Annotated in this window: 21 protein-coding genes and 2 pseudogenes; 14 read left to right on the top strand and 9 right to left on the bottom strand. The window is 37.0% G+C overall.

The window, feature by feature from the left end; all coding sequences use genetic code 11:
• The first annotated feature begins 9 nt into the window (after nt 1-9).
• The gene (locus B5V81_RS06675) at nt 10-369 is read left to right on the top strand and encodes a helix-turn-helix domain-containing protein (protein ID WP_212112777.1); all 360 of its coding nucleotides are present in this window, start codon (nt 10-12) and stop codon (nt 367-369) included.
• 1,690 nt (nt 370-2,059) lie between these two features.
• Here the strand turns inward: B5V81_RS06675 and B5V81_RS06680 are convergent.
• The 3 genes from B5V81_RS06680 to B5V81_RS06690 all read right to left on the bottom strand — a co-directional run bounded on the left by B5V81_RS06680 (nt 2,060) and on the right by B5V81_RS06690 (nt 4,771).
• Nucleotides 2,060-2,464 (bottom strand): flagellar protein FlgN, encoded by a 405-nt coding sequence (locus tag B5V81_RS06680; RefSeq protein WP_212112778.1) that lies wholly within the window; start codon nt 2,462-2,464, stop codon nt 2,060-2,062.
• A gap of 1,733 nt (nt 2,465-4,197) precedes the next feature.
• On the bottom strand, nt 4,198-4,320 hold the full coding sequence (locus B5V81_RS09115; RefSeq protein ID WP_212112779.1) for an EexN family lipoprotein: 123 nt from the start codon (nt 4,318-4,320) through the stop codon (nt 4,198-4,200).
• A 163-nt stretch (nt 4,321-4,483) separates the two neighbouring features.
• Nucleotides 4,484-4,771: an EexN family lipoprotein gene (locus B5V81_RS06690; protein WP_212112780.1), complete on the bottom strand. Its 288-nt coding sequence runs from the start codon at nt 4,769-4,771 to the stop codon at nt 4,484-4,486.
• 1,032 nt (nt 4,772-5,803) lie between these two features.
• Here B5V81_RS06690 and B5V81_RS06695 point away from each other — a divergent pair.
• Nucleotides 5,804-6,028 (top strand): annotated as a pseudogene (locus tag B5V81_RS06695) (Arm DNA-binding domain-containing protein); the annotation flags it as partial.
• Nucleotides 6,029-6,267: 239 nt separating this feature from the next.
• Here B5V81_RS06695 and B5V81_RS06700 read toward each other — a convergent pair.
• The 3 genes from B5V81_RS06700 to B5V81_RS06710 form a co-directional block, all read right to left on the bottom strand.
• Nucleotides 6,268-6,495, bottom strand: coding sequence for a hypothetical protein (locus B5V81_RS06700; RefSeq protein ID WP_212112781.1), 228 nt, complete (start codon nt 6,493-6,495; stop codon nt 6,268-6,270).
• Nucleotides 6,492-7,121: a ParA family partition ATPase gene (gene parA, locus B5V81_RS06705; protein ID WP_212112782.1), complete on the bottom strand. Its 630-nt coding sequence runs from the start codon at nt 7,119-7,121 to the stop codon at nt 6,492-6,494. Before parA ends, B5V81_RS06700 begins: the two co-directional genes overlap by 4 nt.
• A gap of 819 nt (nt 7,122-7,940) precedes the next feature.
• Nucleotides 7,941-8,096 (bottom strand): hypothetical protein, encoded by a 156-nt coding sequence (locus tag B5V81_RS06710; RefSeq protein WP_212112783.1) that lies wholly within the window; start codon nt 8,094-8,096, stop codon nt 7,941-7,943.
• Nucleotides 8,097-8,432: 336 nt separating this feature from the next.
• Between B5V81_RS06710 and B5V81_RS06715 the strand changes: the two genes are divergently transcribed.
• Nucleotides 8,433-8,762: a protein tyrosine phosphatase family protein gene (locus tag B5V81_RS06715; RefSeq protein ID WP_212112784.1), complete on the top strand. Its 330-nt coding sequence runs from the start codon at nt 8,433-8,435 to the stop codon at nt 8,760-8,762.
• A 600-nt stretch (nt 8,763-9,362) separates the two neighbouring features.
• Here B5V81_RS06715 and B5V81_RS06720 read toward each other — a convergent pair.
• Entirely contained in the window at nt 9,363-10,379 is a 1,017-nt protein-coding gene (locus B5V81_RS06720; protein ID WP_212112785.1) for a bifunctional riboflavin kinase/FAD synthetase, read from the bottom strand.
• On the bottom strand, nt 10,379-11,224 hold the full coding sequence (locus tag B5V81_RS06725; protein ID WP_212112786.1) for a TIGR01459 family HAD-type hydrolase: 846 nt from the start codon (nt 11,222-11,224) through the stop codon (nt 10,379-10,381). The genes B5V81_RS06720 and B5V81_RS06725 overlap by 1 nt, the downstream gene beginning before the upstream one ends.
• 982 nt (nt 11,225-12,206) lie before the next feature.
• Here B5V81_RS06725 and B5V81_RS06730 point away from each other — a divergent pair.
• Both B5V81_RS06730 and B5V81_RS08920 read left to right on the top strand, forming a co-directional pair.
• Entirely contained in the window at nt 12,207-12,566 is a 360-nt protein-coding gene (locus B5V81_RS06730) for a helix-turn-helix domain-containing protein (RefSeq protein ID WP_212112787.1), read from the top strand.
• A gap of 651 nt (nt 12,567-13,217) precedes the next feature.
• A pseudogene (locus B5V81_RS08920) lies at nt 13,218-13,498 on the top strand (Arm DNA-binding domain-containing protein); the annotation flags it as partial.
• 800 nt (nt 13,499-14,298) lie between these two features.
• Here the strand turns inward: B5V81_RS08920 and B5V81_RS06740 are convergent.
• A complete protein-coding gene (locus B5V81_RS06740) occupies nt 14,299-15,024 on the bottom strand; it encodes a hypothetical protein (protein ID WP_212112788.1) in 726 nt (241 codons plus the stop codon).
• Nucleotides 15,025-15,419: 395 nt separating this feature from the next.
• Here B5V81_RS06740 and B5V81_RS06745 point away from each other — a divergent pair, with 395 nt between their 5' ends.
• The 9 genes from B5V81_RS06745 (at nt 15,420) to virB10 (ending at nt 23,132) form a co-directional block, all read left to right on the top strand.
• A complete protein-coding gene (locus tag B5V81_RS06745; RefSeq protein ID WP_212112789.1) occupies nt 15,420-15,746 on the top strand; it encodes a TrbC/VirB2 family protein in 327 nt (108 codons plus the stop codon).
• Entirely contained in the window at nt 15,747-16,055 is a 309-nt protein-coding gene (locus B5V81_RS06750) for a VirB3 family type IV secretion system protein (RefSeq protein ID WP_212112790.1), read from the top strand.
• 22 nt (nt 16,056-16,077) lie between these two features.
• On the top strand, nt 16,078-18,432 hold the full coding sequence (locus tag B5V81_RS06755) for a VirB4 family type IV secretion/conjugal transfer ATPase (RefSeq protein WP_212112815.1): 2,355 nt from the start codon (nt 16,078-16,080) through the stop codon (nt 18,430-18,432).
• Nucleotides 18,429-18,962 (top strand): type IV secretion system protein VirB5, encoded by a 534-nt coding sequence (locus tag B5V81_RS06760; protein WP_212112791.1) that lies wholly within the window; start codon nt 18,429-18,431, stop codon nt 18,960-18,962. Before B5V81_RS06755 ends, B5V81_RS06760 begins: the two co-directional genes overlap by 4 nt.
• Nucleotides 18,949-19,926, top strand: coding sequence for a TrbL/VirB6 family protein (locus tag B5V81_RS06765; RefSeq protein ID WP_212112816.1), 978 nt, complete (start codon nt 18,949-18,951; stop codon nt 19,924-19,926). Before B5V81_RS06760 ends, B5V81_RS06765 begins: the two co-directional genes overlap by 14 nt.
• 211 nt (nt 19,927-20,137) lie before the next feature.
• Nucleotides 20,138-20,452 (top strand): type IV secretion system protein VirB7, encoded by a 315-nt coding sequence (locus B5V81_RS06770; RefSeq protein WP_212112792.1) that lies wholly within the window; start codon nt 20,138-20,140, stop codon nt 20,450-20,452.
• Complete coding sequence (locus B5V81_RS06775) at nt 20,406-21,110, top strand: VirB8 family type IV secretion system protein (protein ID WP_212112793.1); 705 nt, start codon at nt 20,406-20,408, stop codon at nt 21,108-21,110. The genes B5V81_RS06770 and B5V81_RS06775 overlap by 47 nt, the downstream gene beginning before the upstream one ends.
• On the top strand, nt 21,107-21,973 hold the full coding sequence (gene virB9 / locus B5V81_RS06780; protein WP_212112794.1) for a P-type conjugative transfer protein VirB9: 867 nt from the start codon (nt 21,107-21,109) through the stop codon (nt 21,971-21,973). Before B5V81_RS06775 ends, virB9 begins: the two co-directional genes overlap by 4 nt.
• A complete protein-coding gene (gene virB10, locus B5V81_RS06785; RefSeq protein ID WP_120102117.1) occupies nt 21,966-23,132 on the top strand; it encodes a type IV secretion system protein VirB10 in 1,167 nt (388 codons plus the stop codon). Before virB9 ends, virB10 begins: the two co-directional genes overlap by 8 nt.
• The last annotated feature ends 1 nt before the right edge of the window (nt 23,133 follow it).

The following is a 23,133-nucleotide window of genomic DNA, read 5'->3' on the forward strand; positions in this document are numbered from 1 at the left end:
GCGGGGAAGATGCAAACTCAAAATCCTCATATTGATCTTTTTGGTGGCAAAAAAATTCGCTTGAAGCGAAAAATGCTGGGAATGTCTCAAAAAACATTAGGACAACACTTAGGTGTCACTTTTCAACAAATCCAGAAATATGAAAAAGGCTTAAATCGTGTAAGCGCAGGACGTTTAAAGGAAATTTCCGATATTTTGAATGTTCCACTTGCCTTTTTTTACACTGATATCATCAAAAAAGAAAACGCCCCGTACCATCATGAAGAAATCGCATCAAGCAAAGAGGAATTTTTGCTTTTAAAAAATTTTAGAATCCTTCCGTCTGTCAAACAAAAAGCCATTTTAAAATTGATTTCTGATCAAGATTAAAATGGTTTAAATAATTTCTATACTTCACTATTCTTGACTTCCTATCTTAAATAACAAAGTACTGCAATCTATAAACAACTCGGTTTTTAGCAAATTTTTACTTAACTGATTTCATATAATATGGAGCCCGACACTTTCTCTTGATATGTATTCATGCTCTTCATAAGCATTCACGAAAGAATCTAGAAATGCAAATGCGCCACGACAATAGCGTTCTTTTTTCTCCTTAACTTTCTTCTTAGATCTATACAATCCAACTTCTCATCAAGCGAATTCTTACTTTTGACCACTCAACGGAATCTCCTAAACATATCTTCACTTATCATTTGCTTAATAAATAATATATTGATTTATCATGGTAAATTATCTTTTTTCTACTTTAATCCTGAATATAATAAAATTATCTCATAGCAATAAATCAATCAAAATCACTTGTTTGCACGCACAAGAAAGGGGGTATGGGTAAAAAAGAATAAAATGCCCAAAGAATCTCAAGTACCAAAAGCTATCGCAACATTGGAAACTGAAAAAGTGTATGACGTTGTTGAGAAATATGACAAAGCCAATTTTCTCCTTCATTAAGCATAAAGATGGTCGTACTCTATAGATTTATATTAATTTCCACTGGAGCTTATTATGCTCTTTACAAGCCCGCCATCGCATTACAAGCACTGTTGTGAAATGAACTTACCTTGAGAAATATTTCTTTGAAACAAACACGTAAATCGACAACCCAAGTACATTCCGTTTGGAATATTCTATTTTGCGTAAAGGATGTTTCTTCCATTAAAACATTACAGCCGCTGTCCAAAATGGGCGCTGTTGCGAAATGGGTGTGTGATGAGCTTTGAAAAATTTTTCTTTGAAACAAGCGCTGTATATTGGGAACAATAAATGCATTCTTTTTGAATCGTTCTGTTTTGCATAAGGGACGTGATCCCAGTAAAAAAGACAATAAACAAAAATATGAAGAAATGTATCATTTTCGCTCTTTAAAAGACAGCGCTTTAAGTTCTTTTAAAAGCCGTAAAGCTAGAAGATGATGGTAAAAATATCACCTTTACAGCTAATTCTTCCCTAATGAAGCTATTTTCCCTTTTCAAATATTCATCTCAACAAAGATATGCTCACTTCAATCTAGTAGACAAAATCTGCCAAAGAAAATACTAAACCGCCTTAATCGTTGTCTTAGAATAGGTAAATTCTAAAAAAGTATCGCTTCAATCACCACACGTCAAAAAACAGTGCTTCACGAGGCAGACAATATTCATCACCTACTCTAAAAAGTAATTAATATGTAAAACTTTATATCACCACATTTTAAAGGAAGTTGTTTCATATGGCATTACAGGGTGATCTCAATACCCTCTTCCCCCTTCCCCGAACGAAAAAACGACGCGCCCTCACAACCCAATCATTAAAACAATATTTTGTAAATAATCTCTATGCTCTGTGAACAATCCGCCTTCTCTTAAAACGCCGCTTCCACTTAACTTCCCATAGATGCGTACGCTCGACATAACCTTAAAAGAGATTGTTTTAAAAAAACCTTTTTTACAGAACAGTAGAATGATAATTTAAAGACCCAAACGCACTGAAAACATGTAGACTTAACAAACACACTCTTTACTCAAATTGATGCTCTACCTCATCATTATAATCACATAGAACAGCCAATATTAATCAAAGATTATTCCTCTAATTCTTTTGGAAGTCCAGATAGTTGCATAGCTTGTGAAAGATCGTTAACTGCATTTAAATGCGTTTGAAGCAATTCACTATTACGCTGTAATTTGTCTTGTAAATCGGAGAGCAAACTTTCAACCTCATGCTCAATATCTTGATTCATGTAGCGTTTCACATCGCTCATCGATTTATTAAGATCGCGCAAACCACGTATTTTACATAAATTTATTTCTTCGTAATCTGGAATACCACTGCTCTCTAGCATATTGCTTTCATAATCAACCACTTGAGCTAATCCTTTAACAGCAGCGACAAATTTTGTCATCGCCCAATCACGATCAATAAGATTATTATCAAGAACTTTTGCTTTTGCTGCAAAACTATCATCACCATATTGCACTACAGACATTTTTATTTCCCCTTCAATCACATTGTTTAATCTTTTTTCACTTTCAAATGAGGGAGATTAAACAGCTTTTCTTCAATGCTGATACACTCACATCGCGCTTGTGGTGCGAAAATTACTCAGACAATAACACGACAATCCTTAGAAAGTGTACACCACCGCAACTTTCACCACATTCTCTTAAATATTTTTTTGCTTTGCTCCAAAACCATTATTGCGACTATACTCATTCATCAAAACGCTATAAATTTACCCAAATGCTATAAATTTAAACTTCTGCAAATTTAAACTTCTGCGCAGCGATATCGAAACTTCCAAATTTTCCCTGTCTATTTGTCTATTTCGCCTTGCCTATATTTTTCTTGTCTAGCCTATTATCACCGCCAAGCCTTCAACAGAAAACAATGATGCTCTGACGATAACTTTGGCAATAAAAAATACCTGCCAACAAAAATTCGCAGCACATAAGGACTTAAGCCCATTAAGAACTTCAGCATTTCACCGATAGTAGCATTTCACCCTCCATAACTTTACGGCTTTCTCTGTACCTAAACCTGTACGCTCTCTGGCACTCATAAGACAGCACCCTACAAGATTAGTTCACATCCATTCAAAAAGACACTCCCTCACACTGTGCTCCTTCTGCATACATGCAGTATTTCATACAAAACACAAAAAGAACGCTCTTTTGAACAGACCAGCCATATAGCACTATTAAAAAAGACATCTTAAAATAGCTAAATAGCTATCAATCTCCCTTTTTCAATGATCATTCGCTTTTCTTTGCAATGAGCGACTATATAAGATTTTTTGAACCTTTTCAAGCGTTTCTTAATTCATCCATTCGATACGTCTTCAATGACACATTCACGCGTTTGTTTTGAAGAAACAATCTCTTAAGAGCCCCAAACCCATTTCATACAAGTTCATTTCGCACAAATTCATTTCGCACTGGCACCCATGAATAGTATAATGATAAATTTTCCATGAAATGTATAAAATCCATTGAGCCCTCATCTTTATATGCTTAATACAAGAGCAAGCGGACACCATCACACACTCAGCCATCAATGTAACGTCTCCCTTAACACTCGAGATGCTTCATAAGAGGTATGCCTTTCTTGTGCAATTTCACCCACACGGATCTTTCCGCTTGTAGCGTTCAAGAAACATACATGATTTTGGCTGATCAAATATAAAGAGATTTGAAATGAGAGAATCATACGGTATTGGGAGTTTTAACTCAATATGAATAACGCTAAATTATCTATATAAATTAATATCTTTTACGCATAATTTAAATATAACTCTATTTTCACGCATAAATACTGTAAAATCCTTGTGTTAATCTAAATACAATAGTCTTTAAAGAAGCTCTGTATGCTAAAGACCTATTCTGCTTCCTTTATCCTAAGTTGCTGCATCAAAAGATATTGGTTGTTTCTACTAGCTAATTTGCTAAATGAAAATAAAAGCTATAGAAACATAACCAATCCCACTCTATTTGCATATATCGTGATATTTAAGAAAAGATTCTCTCTCTCTCTTGAAAAAAAGAAAAAAGCATTGTTGTCACAATTACTTTTGTTGATACTTTCAAATTTATCTTTTTTCCTCAGATTTACAAAATCTGAGTATAGTTTTTAACCGCCAAAAATAAGTTGTCTCTCCGCTATTACTGCATTCTCACAATTTTTAGATTGAAGCATAGAAGTCCCACCTAAGTAACATTTCTTTTACCATTCGAGGCGTAACTTTTTATCTTTCTTAAGCTCTTCTATGCTGTAAGTTTTTTCACAGCCAAAAGTGATAAATCCCGTGCAAAGCAGCAGTGCTGTTATAATGACTTTGTTCGTCAATAACTTCCCCTTCTTTCAGATTAACAAAGTTTGGATACACTTGAGCATCCCATTAATGTGCATTTTCAAAAATCTTAACCCCCACTTCTGTAGGCGATTTTTCACAACCTGTAACGAAAAATCACTTACCAAGAAAAATACTGCGATCAACATTTTTTATAATTTAATTTTTATTCTGCTGTTTCTCCGTTTCATTCCCATTTGTACTATTTTCACGGAGTTTCTTTGCAAGATCTCTATAATGCTCCTGAAAAAGTTCCATATCAGCTTGCATGGCATTTTGACAATTCTTGGTTTCAAAAGCAGATGGTCCCATTTTCTCGCATTTCTTTCCCCATTCTTGCATCAATTTTTTATCTTTTTTAAATTCTTCAACACTGTAGTTTTTTTCACACCCCACAGCGACAAGCCCTGTGCAAAGCAACAGTGCTGTTATAATGATCTTATTCATCGTTTTACTCCTCTCTTTGTTTTATACTTTAATAAAAATGTCGTTGGATTCATAAAATCCCTGTATCGCGCTCTCACATATAACTTTCCTTTGACAAATACGTATACTTTCAATGCTAATATGTTAAATCATGAGGACCGCTTTATTCATCAGTCTTGCATTTGGAATGTTATCTACACAGCTGCTCTTTGTGTTTGAACTGTTTAAAATTCAGCAGCAATTTTGATATCTTGTTATTTTCAAAAAGCTTTTTAATCGCTTCTTTTCTTTCAAGAGTTTCCCTTCAATAACCACTTCATCATGAGAAGCAGTACGAATATCTTATCAAAAATTCATCATGCCTATCTTCATTGCAAATTTTCTGCGAATGAAACAACATATCCTTCAATGATCCGACTGCGCATTACTTATTTCTTAAACCGCTGAAAAAGAAAACTTTAAGTCCCCTGCACTTTTTAAATACCAATAGAAATTCTAAAAAAACAATTTCATAGACTCTGATAAAAGCAAACAATACCTATTCTCTTGCGTAGCAAGATAGGATCCGTTAAATATCTCAAACTATAAAATCAATATAAATGTAAGAAATACTTTTTCTAACATGCTCAATGACTTCTTTTGTTTATTAGAAAGTCTTATAGCGCACCCATATTAATCAATTTTATTTATCTTATATCCCCCCTGAATACATAAATATAATTTTAAAAAGGAAGTTTTCCCTAGCAGAAAAAAAGAAGCAAGGCTACTGTCAATTTATATCATTTATCCCTGCATTCAATAAAATAAACAAAAAACAACTTCACATTTAAAAACATGATCAAGACAATTATTTATGAAGGAATAAACTTACCTATCAGGCGACTATTGATTTATAATCATAATTCGCTGTTTTGCATTATTGAATGAGAAACCCAAATATCGTAAGATTCTCTTATTCCAAACCTGTTTATATTGAATCAACTAAAACCACTTGCTTGCACATAACAAGTGGGATGAGTGTGTGGATAAAATTTGTATAGACAAGGACTAAAAATGGCTCTTATGAATGCTCTCAAAAGCTAAAATCTGTTGCAACATTGGAGGCTGGCAAAGTGTATGATGGTGCCGGCTTGCTTCTTCGTAAGCGTAAAGATGAAGGGACTCAATGGATTTATCGCTATACCCTTCACAGGCACCGTCGTGAAATGGAGTTAGGTCCCTTAAAAAATGTTTCTTAAAAAAGCTCGTGAATGTGCAAATCAATGGCGTTCTGTTTTACAGCTACGATACAAATAACAGAGTGGAATGATCATCACATCTATAGAAGAAAAATTGAAACGAAGGATTTTTCATAAGCCTAGAATTCTTTCATGAGATGAATCTTATGGAAAACAACTTAAATAAAAAACCCCTCGTAAAAGAGTGTTTTTATCACGGTTAACATCATGTAAAAATGACCGATATCATCTTTTTAAAAACAATCAAACCAAAGCACACTTATTATCGTATATTCTCTTTTATTTTCCATATTTTTTTGAAAGCAATTCGCGCACCTCATCGGCCATTTTAGTTCCACGACTTGCACAACTTACCTTAATTAACCGATGCAAAGTTTCTGGTATATCAATTGTAAGGCGCTTCATCTCTCCACCCATATTCTCTTTGTGGCTTCCTACCCACGCATCAGCCGTTAAAGGAATTGACTTATTGGTTGGTTTCGTACCAATTTTAATTTTTTTATTCATCGCGCTAATTCCTTGATTTCCGCCGCCACAGCTTCAATTTCTGCGGCTGCGGGTCCTTGTTTATCAATTTCGTAAACAGCTCTGCCCTGTGCTGCAGCTTCTGCAAAAATCACGCGCTGCGCAACGCTAGAAGAAAGAACATGTACGGGGTATATGCCAAGAGCTTCGTTCACATCACGCCCTATCGCTGTATTGACTATTTTACGATTAATAACAAAAGCAGATTTGATATTTTCTTTATAAACGCGTGCTTCATCAATCAGCTTTACAATTCCATCAGCAGCCCAAATATCATAGGGACTAGGCAAAACGGGTATAAGCACAAAATCCGAAGCCATAAGAGCACTCCGTGCAAGGTCAGTCACACGGGGAGGACCATCAATAATAATATGATCATAACTATGACCAATCTGCGTAATCTCTTTGTGAACTGTTGCACGCGGTAAACCAATAACTGAAAAAAAAGGGGCATCTTCCCGCGCAGCAGCCCAATCCAATGCACTCCCCTGTGGGTCAACATCAATAAGCAAAACCCGTTCACCAGTACGTGCAAAACTAGCCGCAAGATTCACGCTCAACGTGGTTTTTCCAACACCCCCTTTTTGATTCAAAAGTCCAATGATCATTCTTTACGTCTTTCATTATTATCGTTTTTACGATTATACAGAAAACAATAAAAGAAGCAAGCACCCATCACCTACAAAACAACCACTTTTCCTATTTTTACGATAGAAATAACAGCCCCTCATTTTATCTTTATAATATTCTTTTAGCATAAGCCCCAAATATTATGAAGATGGTGTTCCTGAGGACAAAACGATACATTTAAGACAAGAAATACACTCTTCTTTCCCCGCTTTAAAATGAAAGTTTTTTAAATTCACACCAATCTGTAAATAATGCTCTATCCATAATCTTGATCTCTTGGACTTTACCCTTCATAGGGTCCACTGCATAGGATTCAACAAAAAAGCTCTGCCCTGAATAGATAACAAATTACCAAGGAGAGTTCATGCTTTTACATGTTGAATGAGAGAATAAAAATCCATAAAATTCTTTTGTTTTCCCTTTCTTATATTCAATCAATTAAAATCTCTTGTCTGCCATCACAAGGAGCGCTGACATATAAGAACAAACACTGAAAAAAAGGAATAAAAATACTTCTTATAATACTTCTTATGACGTATCTTAAATATCAAGAACTTTTGGCAGCATTGGTAACGAGTGTATGATAATGCCGGCTTGTCCTTTTTCTTGAACGAAAGAGAGCATGTACAATGAATTTTATACTCTTAATTTATATCCTTGATGTGCGACAAAGTGAAATGAACTTAGAGAAAAATAAGAATAGCTCTGCGTATAAACAAACCACACAATAGGGTGTTCTATGCTTTGCGAGAACAATGAACAATCCATAGAGAACGTTATCTTTCATAATGGTAAATTTATTGAACATCCCCATCTTTACGCTTGAGAAGGAGCAAACCGCCCCCATCACACAACTTTGCCAATGCGTGAGTGTTACACACAGCTCTTGGCACTTGAAACGGTTCATAAAAAAGTATTTTTTTGTTCTTATCTTGTACAGTTGCACGCCACATAAGGCTCCACTTATTGAGGCTCTCGTTTATAACGTGCAAGCAAGAGATCTTGATTGATACACCATGAAACAGACTTGAAACAAGAGAATTTTACGGGGTTTCAGGCTCCTAATTCAAGTTGAGGAACGCTCGATTATCATTATAAATCAATTCACTGCACAAGATCGAATAGTAAACATTTTACGGAGTTGAAAGGCTTTGTACCTTACAACGCGCTTTTCCAAGCCAGTCATCTCGACAAAAAGAATATTTTTGTTAAGATGCCATTGAAACATCTTACCTTCATTATGTTCTTTTAAAGTATTGTAAAAATTGTGCAATTGGGAAACAACAAAAATGAATTTACAGCAAATTGATCCTGATATTTTTATCAGCGGCCAAATTAGCATAGAAAATATAAAAACATTGGCAGAAGCTGGTTTTAAAACAATTATCTGTAACCGTCCCAATCACGAGGGACCTCATCAACCTGATTTTTCAAGCATTAAAGCGGTCGCAAATGACTATGGCATACAAGCCTATTATATTCCCATTTCTCCTCCGACCATAGAAAAAGCAGATGTTGAAACCATGCAAACAATTCTAAAAACAGCCTCTCTCCCTCTTCTCGCTTATTGCCATCATGGGACGCGTTCACTGCATCTTTATCGTTTAGCACGTCTTTAATCACAGGATTCCTACGCTTCCCACCCATTTTAAAAGACAAAGATTTTTTAATCCGCACCGATCTGTAAACAAGAATCTGTCAATCATTTTTGTCTCACACCTTCCACTTGGAACTGTTCCTTCATGGTAGACATCTCATACAGCTTGATAAGCAAGCTTTTTTCTTAAAGATACAACAAACATTCACTCCTAAAAATATAAAAATGCATGCAAATTGCATGAAACGATAAACTTTTAAAATAAAAAAGTCGTCGATTTTAAACTTATGAAACTCTAAAGTTAAAAGCACAAGAAATTTTAAAAACTGTATTTTTCCTTCTTCTCATCTATTCTTGCCCAATACGTTGTGTGCTTATTCATTTACTTTTTATCATGGGTTTTAACGGATCATAAAGAAACAAGCAGTAAACTTTCGAATGATAACAAAATCCATAAAATTAACTTTGAAAAAGATAATGCCTAAATCAAACCTTCAGATATTCGATTCTCCCTCTCAACAACGGGAAAAACGTATATTCCGTGATGTTTTGGAATATATTTTTGTGATGATCATCACTTTAAGTGCTATTCTTACCGCTCTTCTTTCTTTTTCAGATAAACTTAGAGTATATTTTTAAAAGTAAGCAACCTATCCAACTGTGATAATGGTTGGATTGTCTTTAAAATTTCTTTTGCTTTTTTTTCATCACGGTGCATTTGTGCAATCAAAGGTTCAAGCCCATCAAATTTTTCTTGTCCGCGCAAAAATTGAAAAAAAGAAACGGTACAGCTTTCCCCATAAAGATCATCGTTAAAATCAAACAAATAGGTTTCCAAAAGTGGCGCTCCATCTTTAACAACTGTTGGACGACACCCAAAGCTTGCAACACCATCATACAAAATACCGTTCGCACGACGCAAGCGTACCGCATAAACACCATGTGCCAAACGAACTTGAGGAGGCAACATCTGATTAGCGGTAGGAAACCCCAAAAGGCGTCCAAGTTTGTCGCCTTGAATAATATTGGAGCATACTCGATAGTGATACCCTAACAAATGGGCTGCTTTGTCCACTTCCCCTTGTGAGAGAAGTTGCCGAATAAAACTCGAGGAAATGATCAACGGTTGTGAATCTTGAGGATGAGAAACGCATGGTTGAGAAACGCAAGGAACTTGCACAACCTGAAATCCATATTCTTTTCCTCTTTGGCAAAGAAGATGTACGTTTCCTCTTTTCTGATGACCAAATTGAAAATTTTCGCCTGTTACCACAACGGAAACATCAAAAACTTCCTTTAAAATCGACTGAATAAATTCATCTGCTGAAAGAGCAGCAAACTGTGCATCAAACGGCTGCTCAATCACGCCGTCAAAGCCAAGGATTTTAAAAATTTCAGCTTTTTCAGCCGCCTCTGTCAAACGATAGACAGGCGCTGAACGTTGAAAAAAACTTCTTGGATGAGGTTCAAAGGTTAAAACAACAGCGGGTTTCTTTTTTATCCGCGCCAAATCAAGGGCTTTTTGCAACACCACCTGATGCCCACGATGAACACCATCAAAATTTCCAAGTGCCAACACGGCTTCCTGCCAAGCCGAAGGAAACCTATGAGTTCCCTGAAGACGCAAAAAATTAGCCATTACTGAAGTGCCCACATGATTGCTTGTGGCCTATAACCATGACGCTCAAGCAAAGAATGCAAAGCTTGCTTATCCACCACACCATTTTTCATATAATCATAACAATGAATCCCCCCCATAATATAAAGAGCATCAAGCCCAAAATGAGCCGCCCCCTTAATATCTGTTAAAAGACCATCACCAATAGCTAAAACTTTACTTTTTTCTACTGTCCCGCGTATTTTTTGAAGTTTTTCAAAGGCACACTCATAAATAGGCGCGTGAGGTTTTCCAGCAATGCGGACTTCCCCCCCTAATTGCTGATAAAGACGCGCTAATGCACCAGCACACCAAAATTCCTTATTTCCATAATGGACAATCACATCCGGATTAGCACAAATAAAAGGTAAATTCCGCGCGCGTATACGACGAAACATCTCCTCATAAGCAGAGGGTTCTTCATCAAAATCTTCAAGAAAACCACTACAAACGACCACAGAAGCTTCCCATTCTTCAACAAATTCAGACTCTAACCCTTCAAACAGCACCAAATCACGTTGTGGACCAATGAAAAAAACTTTACGCGGCGCAGCACAAATGAGATTACGCGTTACATCCCCTGAAGTGATAATGGCATCATAATAGTCGCTATGAATATTCATGCTTTGTAATTGGGCGGCAACATCTTCCCGTAGTCGAGGAGAATTGGTTAATAAAATAACACTTTTCCCCATTTGTCGAATTTTATACAACGCGTTTAACGCGGGTTCAAATGCATGGACACCGTTATGCACAACACCCCACACATCACAAAAAACAGCATCATAATGCGCTATCACAGTCTCAATATGGGTAAGTTCATTCATGATGCACCTATCTCTATGTGTCTTTGATCAAGCCGTATTTTACTTCAAAATTACTTATCGAAAGATAAGACTTCTGTCATCTGCTTTCTCAAACCATATCCCAACTTTTTATCGTCTATAGAGATCATAAGAAACGATAAAATAAATAAGTTATTATTAAGTTGTGCAAAATTCTAAAATGTTTGATAGTAAAAGCTCATTATTGCTAAATGCTCATTTTTCTCATAAAAATTTTAGTTCTAACAAAAATTGCGTTAATCTTGTTTTTTATCGAAAACACGCTGATTCTTTACTTGGAAAATAAACGAATAACGCCCCCCTTTAAAAAATCACTTCCTTAAGTATAAATCCATTGAGTTATAATAAATGGGCTTAAGCAATTGAGAAATATCTCTTTGAAAACAAACATGTGAATGTACGACAACAAAATCTATAATGTTTTGATTTTATGTTAAATGAAAAGTGTTCACTCGTGAAAACTTTTCCCTATCATCAAAATATCTCAGCCGTATAAAAACAAACCATTTTGCTCACTCACATAAGAAAAACAAAATGAATCCTTTTGATTATTGGCTAAAAACAACACAGTAAGAATAGCTTGAGCTTAAAAACCAAGCTTTATCTTTGTGAAAAGCAGAGCTGAAAACATGACTTTAATGAGTCAGCATAAAAAATTGAGAAGCAAACAGCCTTTCATTTAAAAACTCTATCCGTTTCAAGAAAAACTATTTTTATTGCCAATCTCCTAAAATTACTTTATGAGTTTAAAAGTGTCTTGGTCGCATACGCAACGACCAATAGGGATTAAAAGCCTGAAACCTAAAAACATGAATTGACCCCGCTTTGTGGGTATCCCGGAATTCCGGGAGATTTTGCTATGTCCAAGTGCTTTTCAGCACTAAAAGCAAAATGCTGATTTAGGTTCAGTGCTTTTAACTCCCGGAATACTCATGCGAGGGCGCTCGCAACCGGCGGGGAAAAAATGCAAAATCAAAATCTTAATATTGATCTTTTTGTAGGCAAAAAAATTCGCTTTAAAAGAAAAATGTTGAAGATGTCTCAAAAAACATTAGGTCAACATTTAGGTGTCACCTTCCAACAAATTCAAAAATATGAAAATGGCTTAAACCGTGTCAGCGCAGGGCGGTTAAAGGAAATTTCCGATATTTTGAAGGTTCCAGTTTCCTTCTTTTACACTGATATCATCAAAAAAGAAAACACCCCGTATCATTATGATGAAATCGCAGCGAGCAAAGAGGAATATTTGCTTTTAAAAAGTTTTAGAGTCCTCCCATCTGTCAAACAGAAAGCAATTTTAAACTTAATTTGTGATCAAAATTAAAGCATTTAAAAGCATGAGTATAAGGTGATACACGCCCTGTTCTTGACTTTCTCCCCACACCTCAAAGGACGCCCCTCTCCCCAAACCGGTTGATAAACGATCCACCTTCTCAAGAACAGCTCCTTCTCAGCTTCCCATTTCATAAGGTTCCTCTCCCCAAGTTATATCAACAAGCCCTCCCCTGAATATTCACCGCACTCTCTCACCAAAACAGCCTATGCATAAAATTTTTGTGCCTTACATCACCATACCGCAAACAATAGTGTTTTACAGCACAATAGGGCAAGCATTCTACGTATAAAAGAATAACCCCTCTTCGCTGTAGATATTCCATTAATTTTAAACAATGCACATTTAATATACTTAAAGACTCGTAAGATGCCTGTTATAAAGGTGCACAACGCATTGATTTATAATGATAATTCACTGTTTTGTATGTTGAATGAGAGTCTCCAATACCATAAGCTTCTCTCATTTCAAACCTATTCCATGTTGCATCAATCAAAACCATTCCCTTGCATATTACAGGCAGGATGCGTGTGTGGATCAAATTTGTATAGACAAGAACTAAAAATGGCTCTTATGAACGCTCTCAAATGCCAAGATCTGTCGCAACACCCGCGGGCTGATAAATAGTGTGATGGTGCCGGCTTGCTACTTCACAAGCGTCAAGATGGGGATGCTCAATGAATTTACCACTATACCCTTCACGGGCGTCGTCGTAAAATGGGATTGGGCGCGTTGCGAGATGTTTCTTTAAAACAAGCCCGTGAATTGGTAACTGGGTGGCGCTCTGTTTTACGCGAAGGTTGTAACCCTATTAAAGAGCGCAATAAACAAAAGCGTGAAGCAATCTCCATTATTTAAAAGACATTTCTCTAGATACTTTTGAAAGCCGTAAAGCTGAATTAAAAGAAGATGGAAAAGATGGTCAATAGTTTCCACCTTTACGCGAGAAAGCCTATGAGCATTATAATGCTTAGTCTCATTCTTAATAGGCGACGAAGTCATCAAAGCAAAAATTCCAATGCTTTTTTGCATATATTTCGACCATTGCTGCCCCCTTATATTATTATAATTATTTTATACTTAACTATATAAAAATATAGAGAAAAAACCAAAAATACAAAACACTTTTATGAAGATTTTTTCGTAAGGATCTATTTGAAATCCATCCATCATGGAGAAGACAGCATTTAGAAGCAGATAGTTTTGTATGAAAGCTTCATAAAGCGTACGACGGATTGACTAGTAGATTTGAAGAAATAAACAGCTTTTGCCCAATACTGAAAACAAAATTCTAATTTAAAAAACGCTTGCTATGATTTTTTAAATCTATTGTAAAATATTCTATCCGTTATATTAAATGTTACACCATTTTGTGGGATGTTCATTTTTTACTTTTATCAATCTCGCTCTAAAAATTGATCAACCCCACTCTACACCCCCGTTTCTTGAGCGTTTTTTATCTTCTCACTTTCTCCTTCAAGCACAAATACTCGAAAAACCTTTCCCACCAACAATGACAATCCCCTTCTTTTGAAAAACACACAAGAAGAGAGCCCATTTTAAGAGAAAATCTCTCTTAAAAATAGAAATGTTATCCGTTCATCTTTATGAAAAAAGATGCAAATATTCTCATGGCTCATTCCAGTTTACTCTAAGATCTGTTGCAATTTTATGAATAAAGTTTCTCTATTAAGGTTCAAGTCAATAGATTGGTTACAGTCAATCACGGACTTGCAAAGGGGTTGTAAGATCCATTATCGCGCCGCCATTTTAAAGGTTCGGTGAAATGACTTGACCAAAGACCAATCTTGTTGCCGCGTGCTTTTTCTTCCGCATGATGATACTGCGTTGGAATAGGATTTTTACCCTCCTTTGAGAGGACCAACATACCTTCTGCAAGACCAGCTTCTGCCAAATCAACCCCCTGAACAAAACATTGTGCATAATAAACACCATTGTGCATAAAAGCCTGCTTACAGGATAAATCCTGACCAAGTGTTTTGGTGACAAGCCAAGCCGTTGTAACTGCACCACAGGGCCATTCTTGATCCTTTAATTTTGCTTTTTGACGTGGTGCACATGTGTCCACACCATAAAGATGAATATCACGGGTAATATGGGATCGCCAAGATTGCGCAGAAGGCGTCAGTAATTTAAATGTGGTTCCACTCGTAACGGATGCCCTACCATGAAAAACAACAGCACTATTGGCAATATCGTTTAGTGAAATGCTCTTCTGCAAATTGAGAGCTGGTTCATCTTTTTCTAATGGCTGTTTGGAGATCGATTTAACCAACTTTTTTTCTTCTCGATAGAGATCAACAATATCTTGAATATCTTGCATCTCAAACGGTTTAAGAATGCTGAAATCTATTTTATCTTTATATTGGCTTAATCCCCACACTATGGACCCCATAATGTAAATAATAACAATCAATTTAAATAGCATCTCTTAACACGCTCGCTCAAAAAATTCATTGTTTTCCTATCCTTTCAGATCATTTGTCAGCAATCCCCTTGTTTTTAAAGAAAAAATCCAAATATAAGTGTTGCAGATTAACTACAGTTTGTAAAGAATAATATTTTTTCTTGCATTATTTTAATATTGTTATTTTTACCAAAATACAACTTAAAATTGCCATTTTCATATAACACAATCTCAATTTAAAAAGACTTCTGTCTCTTTAAGAAGAAAAGTTTGAGAGTGATAAAGATCCGCTATCAAGACTTTTAAAACAAAAAAACGAGGAGTTTAGACTGTCATGAAATAGCAGAATTCTCCAGTTGTTAGAGGCAATGGAATGTCGATAGATGAACAAATATTGTTTGTTAAAGAGAGGTAAAATGACAGATAATAGATTCCAAAACATCATTTTTATCGTGACCATGCTGCTTTTTACGGCAGTTTTTGTATCAGATTTTTCTTATGCTGCTCCTACTCCTGCTACTGGTGGAGGTGGTCTGGGAAATCTTGATGGTGTTTTAGGCAACATTGTCACAATGATGACAGGTGCAACAGCAAGACTTATTGCCATTATATGTGTTGCTGCTGTAGGGATTGGCTGGATGTACGGCTTTATTGATTTGCGCAAAGCAGCTTACTGTGTTCTAGGGATTGCTATTGTTTTTGGTGCCCCTACTCTCGTCACTAAGTTAGCGGGCACAACATAAATGAACGAAGATACTCTTTTCCTTGCCTGTACGCGCCCGGCCATGTTTGCCGGTGTTACAATGGAAGCGATGGCGCTCAATGTTATGGCAACATCCATTCTTTTCATTTTGACCAGTGATTTTACCATGTTTGGTCTTGGGATTGGGATGCACTTTATTTTGCGAGAAGTAACAAAGTATGACCACAACCAATTTCGCGTATTATTTGCATGGCTCAATACACGAGGAAAACAGAAAAACCTCAACCGATGGGGAGGAGGTTCAACCTCCCCTTTACGCCTTATCCGCACCTATAAGGAACTAAGCTGAAGGAACGAAACCGGTGAAACAGATGTCAATGATGAAACGGGAAACTTTACCCGAAGAATATATTCCCTATATACGTCACATTAACCAACATGTCGTTGCTTTAAGTTCACGCTGTTTGATGGTTGTGTTGGCCGTTGAAGGTGTAAATTTTGACACTGCCGATATTGATCAATTAAATTCTTTACACAACCAATTGAACACTCTTTTGAAAAATATTGCAGACGAGCGGGTTGCTTTATATTCTCACATCATCCGCCGTCGTGAAACGATTTATCCAGAAGGCCATTTTCTTTCATCTTTTGCAACAAAATTAGATGAAAAATATAAAAAGAAAATGGTTTCGCAAGAACTGTATCGAAATGATCTGTTTATTTCACTGCTTTGGAATCCCGCAGCAGATAAAACGGAACGACTGGTTGCATTTTTTCAGCGCTTAAGCAAGGCAAAAAAAACACAATCTGAACCCGATGAGGAAGCTATTCGTAAACTCGAAGAGCTAAGCCAAGATCTCATGCAAGGTTTGGAAGAATATAAAGTTCGTCTCCTATCAATCTATGAGCACGAAGGACTTTTATTTTCCGAACAAAGTGAATTTCTCCACCAATTGGTGGGTGGAAGACGTGAACGTATTCCTCTTACATTTGGCACCATTGCTTCAACGATTTACTCAGATCGTGTTATTTTTGGAAAAGAAATTATTGAAATTCGCCATGAGAGCAATGAACGCTTTGTCGGCATGTTTGGATGGAAGGAATACCCTTCTAAAACACGCCCAGGTATGACCGATGGTTTGCTTACGGTACCATTTGAATTCATCTTAACACAATCCTTTGTTTTTAAAAGTAAAGCGGCCGCTAGTGCCATTATGAGCCGTAAACAAAATCAAATGATTAATGCGGCCGATCGTGCGAGCTCACAAATTGATGCGCTAGATGAAGCCCTCGATGATTTGGAATCAAACCGTTTTGTTCTAGGCGAACATCACATTTCTTTGGCCGTTTTTGCGGATCATCCAAAAATGTTGACTGAAAACTTATCAAAGGCACGTTCCCATTTAACCAATGGGGGAGCTGTGATTGCTAGAGAAGATTTAGGATTGGAAGCCGCATGGTGGGCACAACTTCCTGGAAACTTTAGCTATCGTGCGCGTTCAGGCGCCATCACCAGCAGAAACTTTGCCGCTTTATCGCCCTTCCATTCTTTCCCCGTTGGCAAATTAAACGATAATGTTTGGGGAGCTGCTGTCGCATTGCTAAAAACACAGGCTGGTTCACCTTACTATTTTAATTTTCATTATGCTGATCTTGGAAATACTTTTGTTTGTGGACCGTCTGGCTCTGGTAAAACAGTCATTGTTAATTTTCTTCTTGCACAATTACAAAAACACAATCCGAGAATGGTTTTTTTTGACAAAGATCAAGGAGCAGAGATTTTTGTACGCGCTGGAGGTGGAAAATATAAACCTTTAAAAAATGGACAGCCCACCGGTATTGCTCCCTTAAAGGGCATGGAATACAACGAAAAAAATAAAATCTTTCTTCGTAATTGGATCTTAAAGCTTGTGACCTCTGAAGGGCAAACGGTGACCGAAGAAGAGCGACAAGATATTGCCAAAGCCATTGATTCCTTAGAAAATTTACCCCCAACACAACGCTCTCTTGGCGCCCTTCAGTTGTTTTTTGACAACACATCCAAAGAAGGGATTGCCATGCGGTTACAACGCTGGATTAGAGGCAATGATTTAGGATGGGTTTTTGATAATGATCAAGATGATCTCAACTTAAATGCACAATTTATTGGTTATGACATGACCGATTTCTTAGACAACGAAGAAATTCGGCGTCCCTTGATGATGTATCTCTTTCACCGCATTCTTGATCTGATTGATGGACGGCGCATCATTATTGTCATTGATGAATTCTGGAAAGCTTTAGAAGATGACTCATTCAAAGCTTTTGCGCAAGATCGTCTTAAAACAATTCGTAAACAAAATGGCTTAATGCTCTTTGCGACACAAAGCCCTAAAGATGCTTTAAACTCTACAATCGCACACACAATTATTGAGCAATGCCCCACCCAAATATTTTTTCCAAATCAAAAAGCAAATTACAATGATTATGTCGAAGCTTTCAAACTCACTGAGCGCGAATTTGAACTGATACAGTCAGAATTAAGTAGAGAATCCCGTCGTTTTCTCGTCAAGCAAGGACAAAGCTCTGTTGTTGCAGAACTTAACTTACGTGGAATGAACGATGAGATCGCCGTTTTAAGCGGCACAACCAAAAATATTGAACTCATGAATGAAATTATAAACGAATATGGAACAGATCCTGAAAAATGGCTGCCCATATTTTATCAAAGGAGAAAAAATCAATGAAAAAATATGGCTTAGTAACACTATTGTCTTTTTCTTTTATTTCTCATGCAATAGCACAAACGACACCCGATGCTGATGAATATTATAAACAAGCACTTGAGAACACACAAAAATTAGATGCTGCAAAATCAGAAACAGCTGAAACCATTTATAAAAGTGCAACTGAAACTGCAAAAAAAATTGAAGAAATAAGTAAGAAACTTGAAGAAGTTAAATCAAAAATAGATACAACAGCAGCTGAAGCGACAACGGACGCTGAAAAAGCATCTAAACTTGAAAAATTGCAGCATCTTCAAGCTCTTCAACAAGAACTTCAAGTAAAGCTTTCTCTTCTTCAAGCAGGTCTTCAGGTGAGTTCTTTAAAGCTTCAGTCTCTTGATATGATTCAAGCAAGAGATACGAAGACAAAAGAGGAGCTGCGTGAAGAAAAGGAGAAAGAAAAGCATAAAAAACTTGAAGCAACATTAGAAGAAAAAGAAAAAAAATTAAAAGAAAAAATTGAAAGTGCGCGTACAGATGTCAGACTATAGTTTTGCTCCCTTTGAAAGCATTTCTGGGTATATTTTGAAACCTCTCGACAATGTGATGGACACAACGGTGAGTGGTTTATCTTCTGCTATTTCAGCACCCTTAAATCTTGCCGCAATCATTTTTATCTTCCTTTATGGCTATAATGTTATGACAGGTCGCGTTGCGCTTTCCATGCATAGTCTTCTTAACAATGTTGTTAAAATTGTCGTTGTGACGACAATGGCAACGAACGCAGAGACGTTTAACACATATGTTAAAGATATTTTCTTCAATGATTTATCCAATGCTATTGGAAACGCACTAAACAGTAATCCTGCCAACTCCAATGTTTTTGATTATATTTTGTTAAAAGCAAGTAAACGCTATCAAGATGTCTTATACAATGCTTGGTTTTTTGAAAAGATCGTTGTGGGGCTTCTTGGTTCTATCATGCTTCTCGCTGTTATTCTCTTTTGTATAGGTGGTTTTATTGTTCAAATGTTTTCACAAGTTGCATTGGTCATGATTATAGGTCTTGGACCTCTGTTCATTAGTTTATATTTGTTCAATGCAACGCGAAAATACAGTGATGCATGGATTACAACTTTGATTAATTTTACTATTTTACAAGTTCTTGTGATCATGCTTGGAACCATTATATGTCAAGTGATCCTACAGGTTCTCAAAGTTTCATATGATTCAATCTATGTTCTTTTCCCTCCTGTCATCGTCATTTCGATCATAGGGGTTATCATCTTTCGTGCGCTTCCTAGTATTGCAACGGCTCTCGCCTCTGGTGGACCATACTTTAACGCTGGTGTCTCTTCAGGAGGTCAGATTTTCACAATGCTTGCCAATAGTGCAAGAGCGAGTGGTAATGCAATAAAAAGTGCCACTTTACAAATCTCAGGGGCTGCCGGCAAAGGTGCGGCAGGCGCGGCAGCAAAAGCAGGAAGATCTGGAGGTGGTCGTGGTCGGTTTTAAGATAAAGTACCTCCTTAAAAGAATGAGCATTTTTGTTTTTGCCTTGCGTGCGCCCTTTGGCGCACGCACCGTGATCCTGTTCCATGAAAGACCTAAAACCCTAGGTCTTACAACAAAATCAATCACAATATTACATCACATAAATTTGTAAAAGTGTTCAGGAATAAAGGCTCTTATGCATTGCATTCCAAGATATTTGTGAGTTCAAAAAATGAAACGAAAAATAACTTTTGTTATGATCCTAACAATCGCCCTTACCGGCTGTGCTTCTTTGAGTGGTCCTAAAAAACCACCGCGCTGCAATGGCAAGCATACACGTGTTTTAAATAAAGATAAGTGGAATTGGGACAATAAAAATATTGTCCTGCAAGAAAAGGCTGTAAAACCTGTTACCGCACCCATCATTCTCAATACTTTAGACAGTGAAAAAGAAACAGCCAATCTAACACTTCATCCAGCTTTATTAAAGCCGGTTATTCATGAAGCACGATCTGATAAAACTGTGGAGGTTACACGTGAAAAGTGATGCCCTTGAAGAATATATAAAAGAAGCACGCTCATTTGACATTGATCGCATGCATGGCATGCGCGTGCGGATGAAAATTTCCATGGCTTTAACAGTGCTTTTTGGATTGATGACGATTGCGCTCGCTTTGGCTGTCGCAGCTTTGACGCCTTTAAAAACTGTAGAGCCTTTTGTTATCCGCGTTGATAACTCAACAGGCATCATCGATACTGTAAGTGCTCTAAAGGAATCCCCGAATGACTATGATGAAGCGATAACGCGTTATTTTGCCAGCCAGTATGTTCGTGCTCGTGAAGGTTTTCAAGCCTCAGAGGCAGAAAACAATTTTCGCTTAGTTTCTCTTTTATCTTCTGCAAAAGAACAAAACCGTTTTGCAAAATGGTACGCGGGCAATAATCCAGAAAGTCCACAAAATATTTATCATAACATGATTGCTACAGTCACAATCAAATCAATCTCTTTTATAAGCGAAGATCTTATCCAAGTCCGTTACTATAAAACGGTCAGAGACTTTAGTGAAAAAGAAACTATTTCCCATTGGGTTTCAATTTTAAATTTTTCTTATGTTAACGCACACATTTCAACCTCTGACCGTCTCATTAACCCCCTTGGTTTTCAAGTATCGGAATATAGATCTGATCCAGAGGTGATAAAATGATCAGACTTTTACACATAATTTTTTTAACGTTTACAATCACTCTCGGCTTTCATACGGTGCTCTCGTTTGCGGAAACTGCGCCTGTGAGTGCACGTAAAGATAACCGCATCAGATTTATCAATTATGACCCCTACAACGTCGTACAAATCATTGGTTCCATTCGCTCTTCAGTTCAACTGGAATTTGCCGATGATGAAGAAGTCGCCTATGTAGGAATTGGAAATTCCGTTGCTTGGCAAGTTGCGCCAGCTGGCCACTTTGTTTTTCTCAAGCCGCGAGAAGTCCAACCTGTAACCAATTTACAAATCGTTACAAGCCGCCAAGATGGAACAAAACGCTCTTATCAATTTGAGTTGCAAATCCGTGAAGGCGATGTTTCAGCCGGCAATGAGACTTATTTCTTGGTAAAGTTTCGCTACCCAGAAGATGAAGCCTTGCGTAAGAAATTAGCCGAAGCGGCAAAAGCCGAACAACGTGAAGAAAATTTTGTCAATGATATTTTAAATATCCATGAAGATTTTGGACCACGCAATTGGGCTTATGAAGCCCAAGGCTCATCCCTCATTGAACCTACTTCTGTCTATGATAATGGGAAAACAACAACTTTTACCTTTTTAGGCAATGTTGAAATCCCAGCCATTTATCTTGTAACGCCTGATGGACAAGAATCCCTCATTCCTAAATCAATTAAAGGCAACAAGGTTATTGTTCATGCGACAGCTGCACAATTCACACTACGACGTGGAAATGAAGTATTGTGCATCTTTAATAAAAGGTTTGTCCCAGAAGGAATTAACCCTGAAACAGGGACAACATCACCATCTGTAAAACGTAAAGTGAACATAGGAAGCAGCCATGAATAACAACGTGGATGAAAAAAATATTAACGATCGCGATACAATAAAAAATGCTCAAGGAAAAAGTCAACAGAGCAATGTAGGCAAAGCAATCGCTCTTGTTATTCTTTTCAGTGTCTGTCTTTATTTAGCCTATTCAACGCTTATCACAGAAAAAAAACAATCGATTGAATCTTCAAAAGAAGGACCAAAAGAAGGAAAAGTTATTAAACAAACAGAACTTTTTCGTCCTGCACAACCTGCCCCTCCCTCCGTTGAACCGGCTCACCGAAAGAACGCTCTGTTACCCAAAGTCGAGCTACCAACACCCAACATCAATCAATTAAATTCTGATGATCCTCTGTTGGAAGCCGCCCAACGTGCTCCTGTATTAGCTTATGCAAATACACAACAAGGCAAAACAAATGCACAAGCAAACAATGGCACTTTGCCACATCAACTTGACAGCAAACCTGATGAGACAACACAGCGCTTCAATCATCTTCTCAAACCTACAGTGCTTGAAGGTATTCGTGCTTCAACCCTTGGCAATCGAAATTATATCATTACGATGGGAACTTCTATCCCCTGTATCTTAGAAACTGCCATCAACAGTGATCAACAAGGATTTGCTAGTTGTATCGTTTCCAGAGATATTTTATCAGACAATGGTCGTGTTGTTCTTCTTGATAAAGGCACCCAAATTGTTGGTGAATATCGCGCTGGTTTGAAAAAAGGCCAAAAACGTCTCTTTGTGCTATGGAATAGAGCAAAAACCCCCAATGGTATCATTATATCCTTAGCTTCACCGGCAACAGACAGTTTAGGACGTTCTGGTATTGACGGTGATATTGATAATCATTGGTTAGAGAGGATTGGATCGGCACTTCTTGTATCTCTCATAAAAGATGTAACAAACTATGCCAATAAACGTTTATCAAAAAAACAAGAAAAAGAAGAGAATGAAACAATCTCTTCAGGACAAAACATTGCAAATATTCTTGTCGAAAATTACGCTAATATTCCTCCAACTTTATCTAAAAACCAAGGGGAAATGGTAAATGTTTTTGTTGCCCGCGATTTAGATTTTTCCAGCGTTTATAAACTGAAAGTTATCGAAAACAAAAAGCAGATTGTCAATCGAGCTGTTTCAAGAAACTTTTACAAAAATTCTGCGATACCTTAAA

Source organism: Bartonella queenslandensis, from assembly GCF_018155095.1.
Taxonomy (GTDB): domain Bacteria; phylum Pseudomonadota; class Alphaproteobacteria; order Rhizobiales; family Rhizobiaceae; genus Bartonella; species Bartonella queenslandensis_B.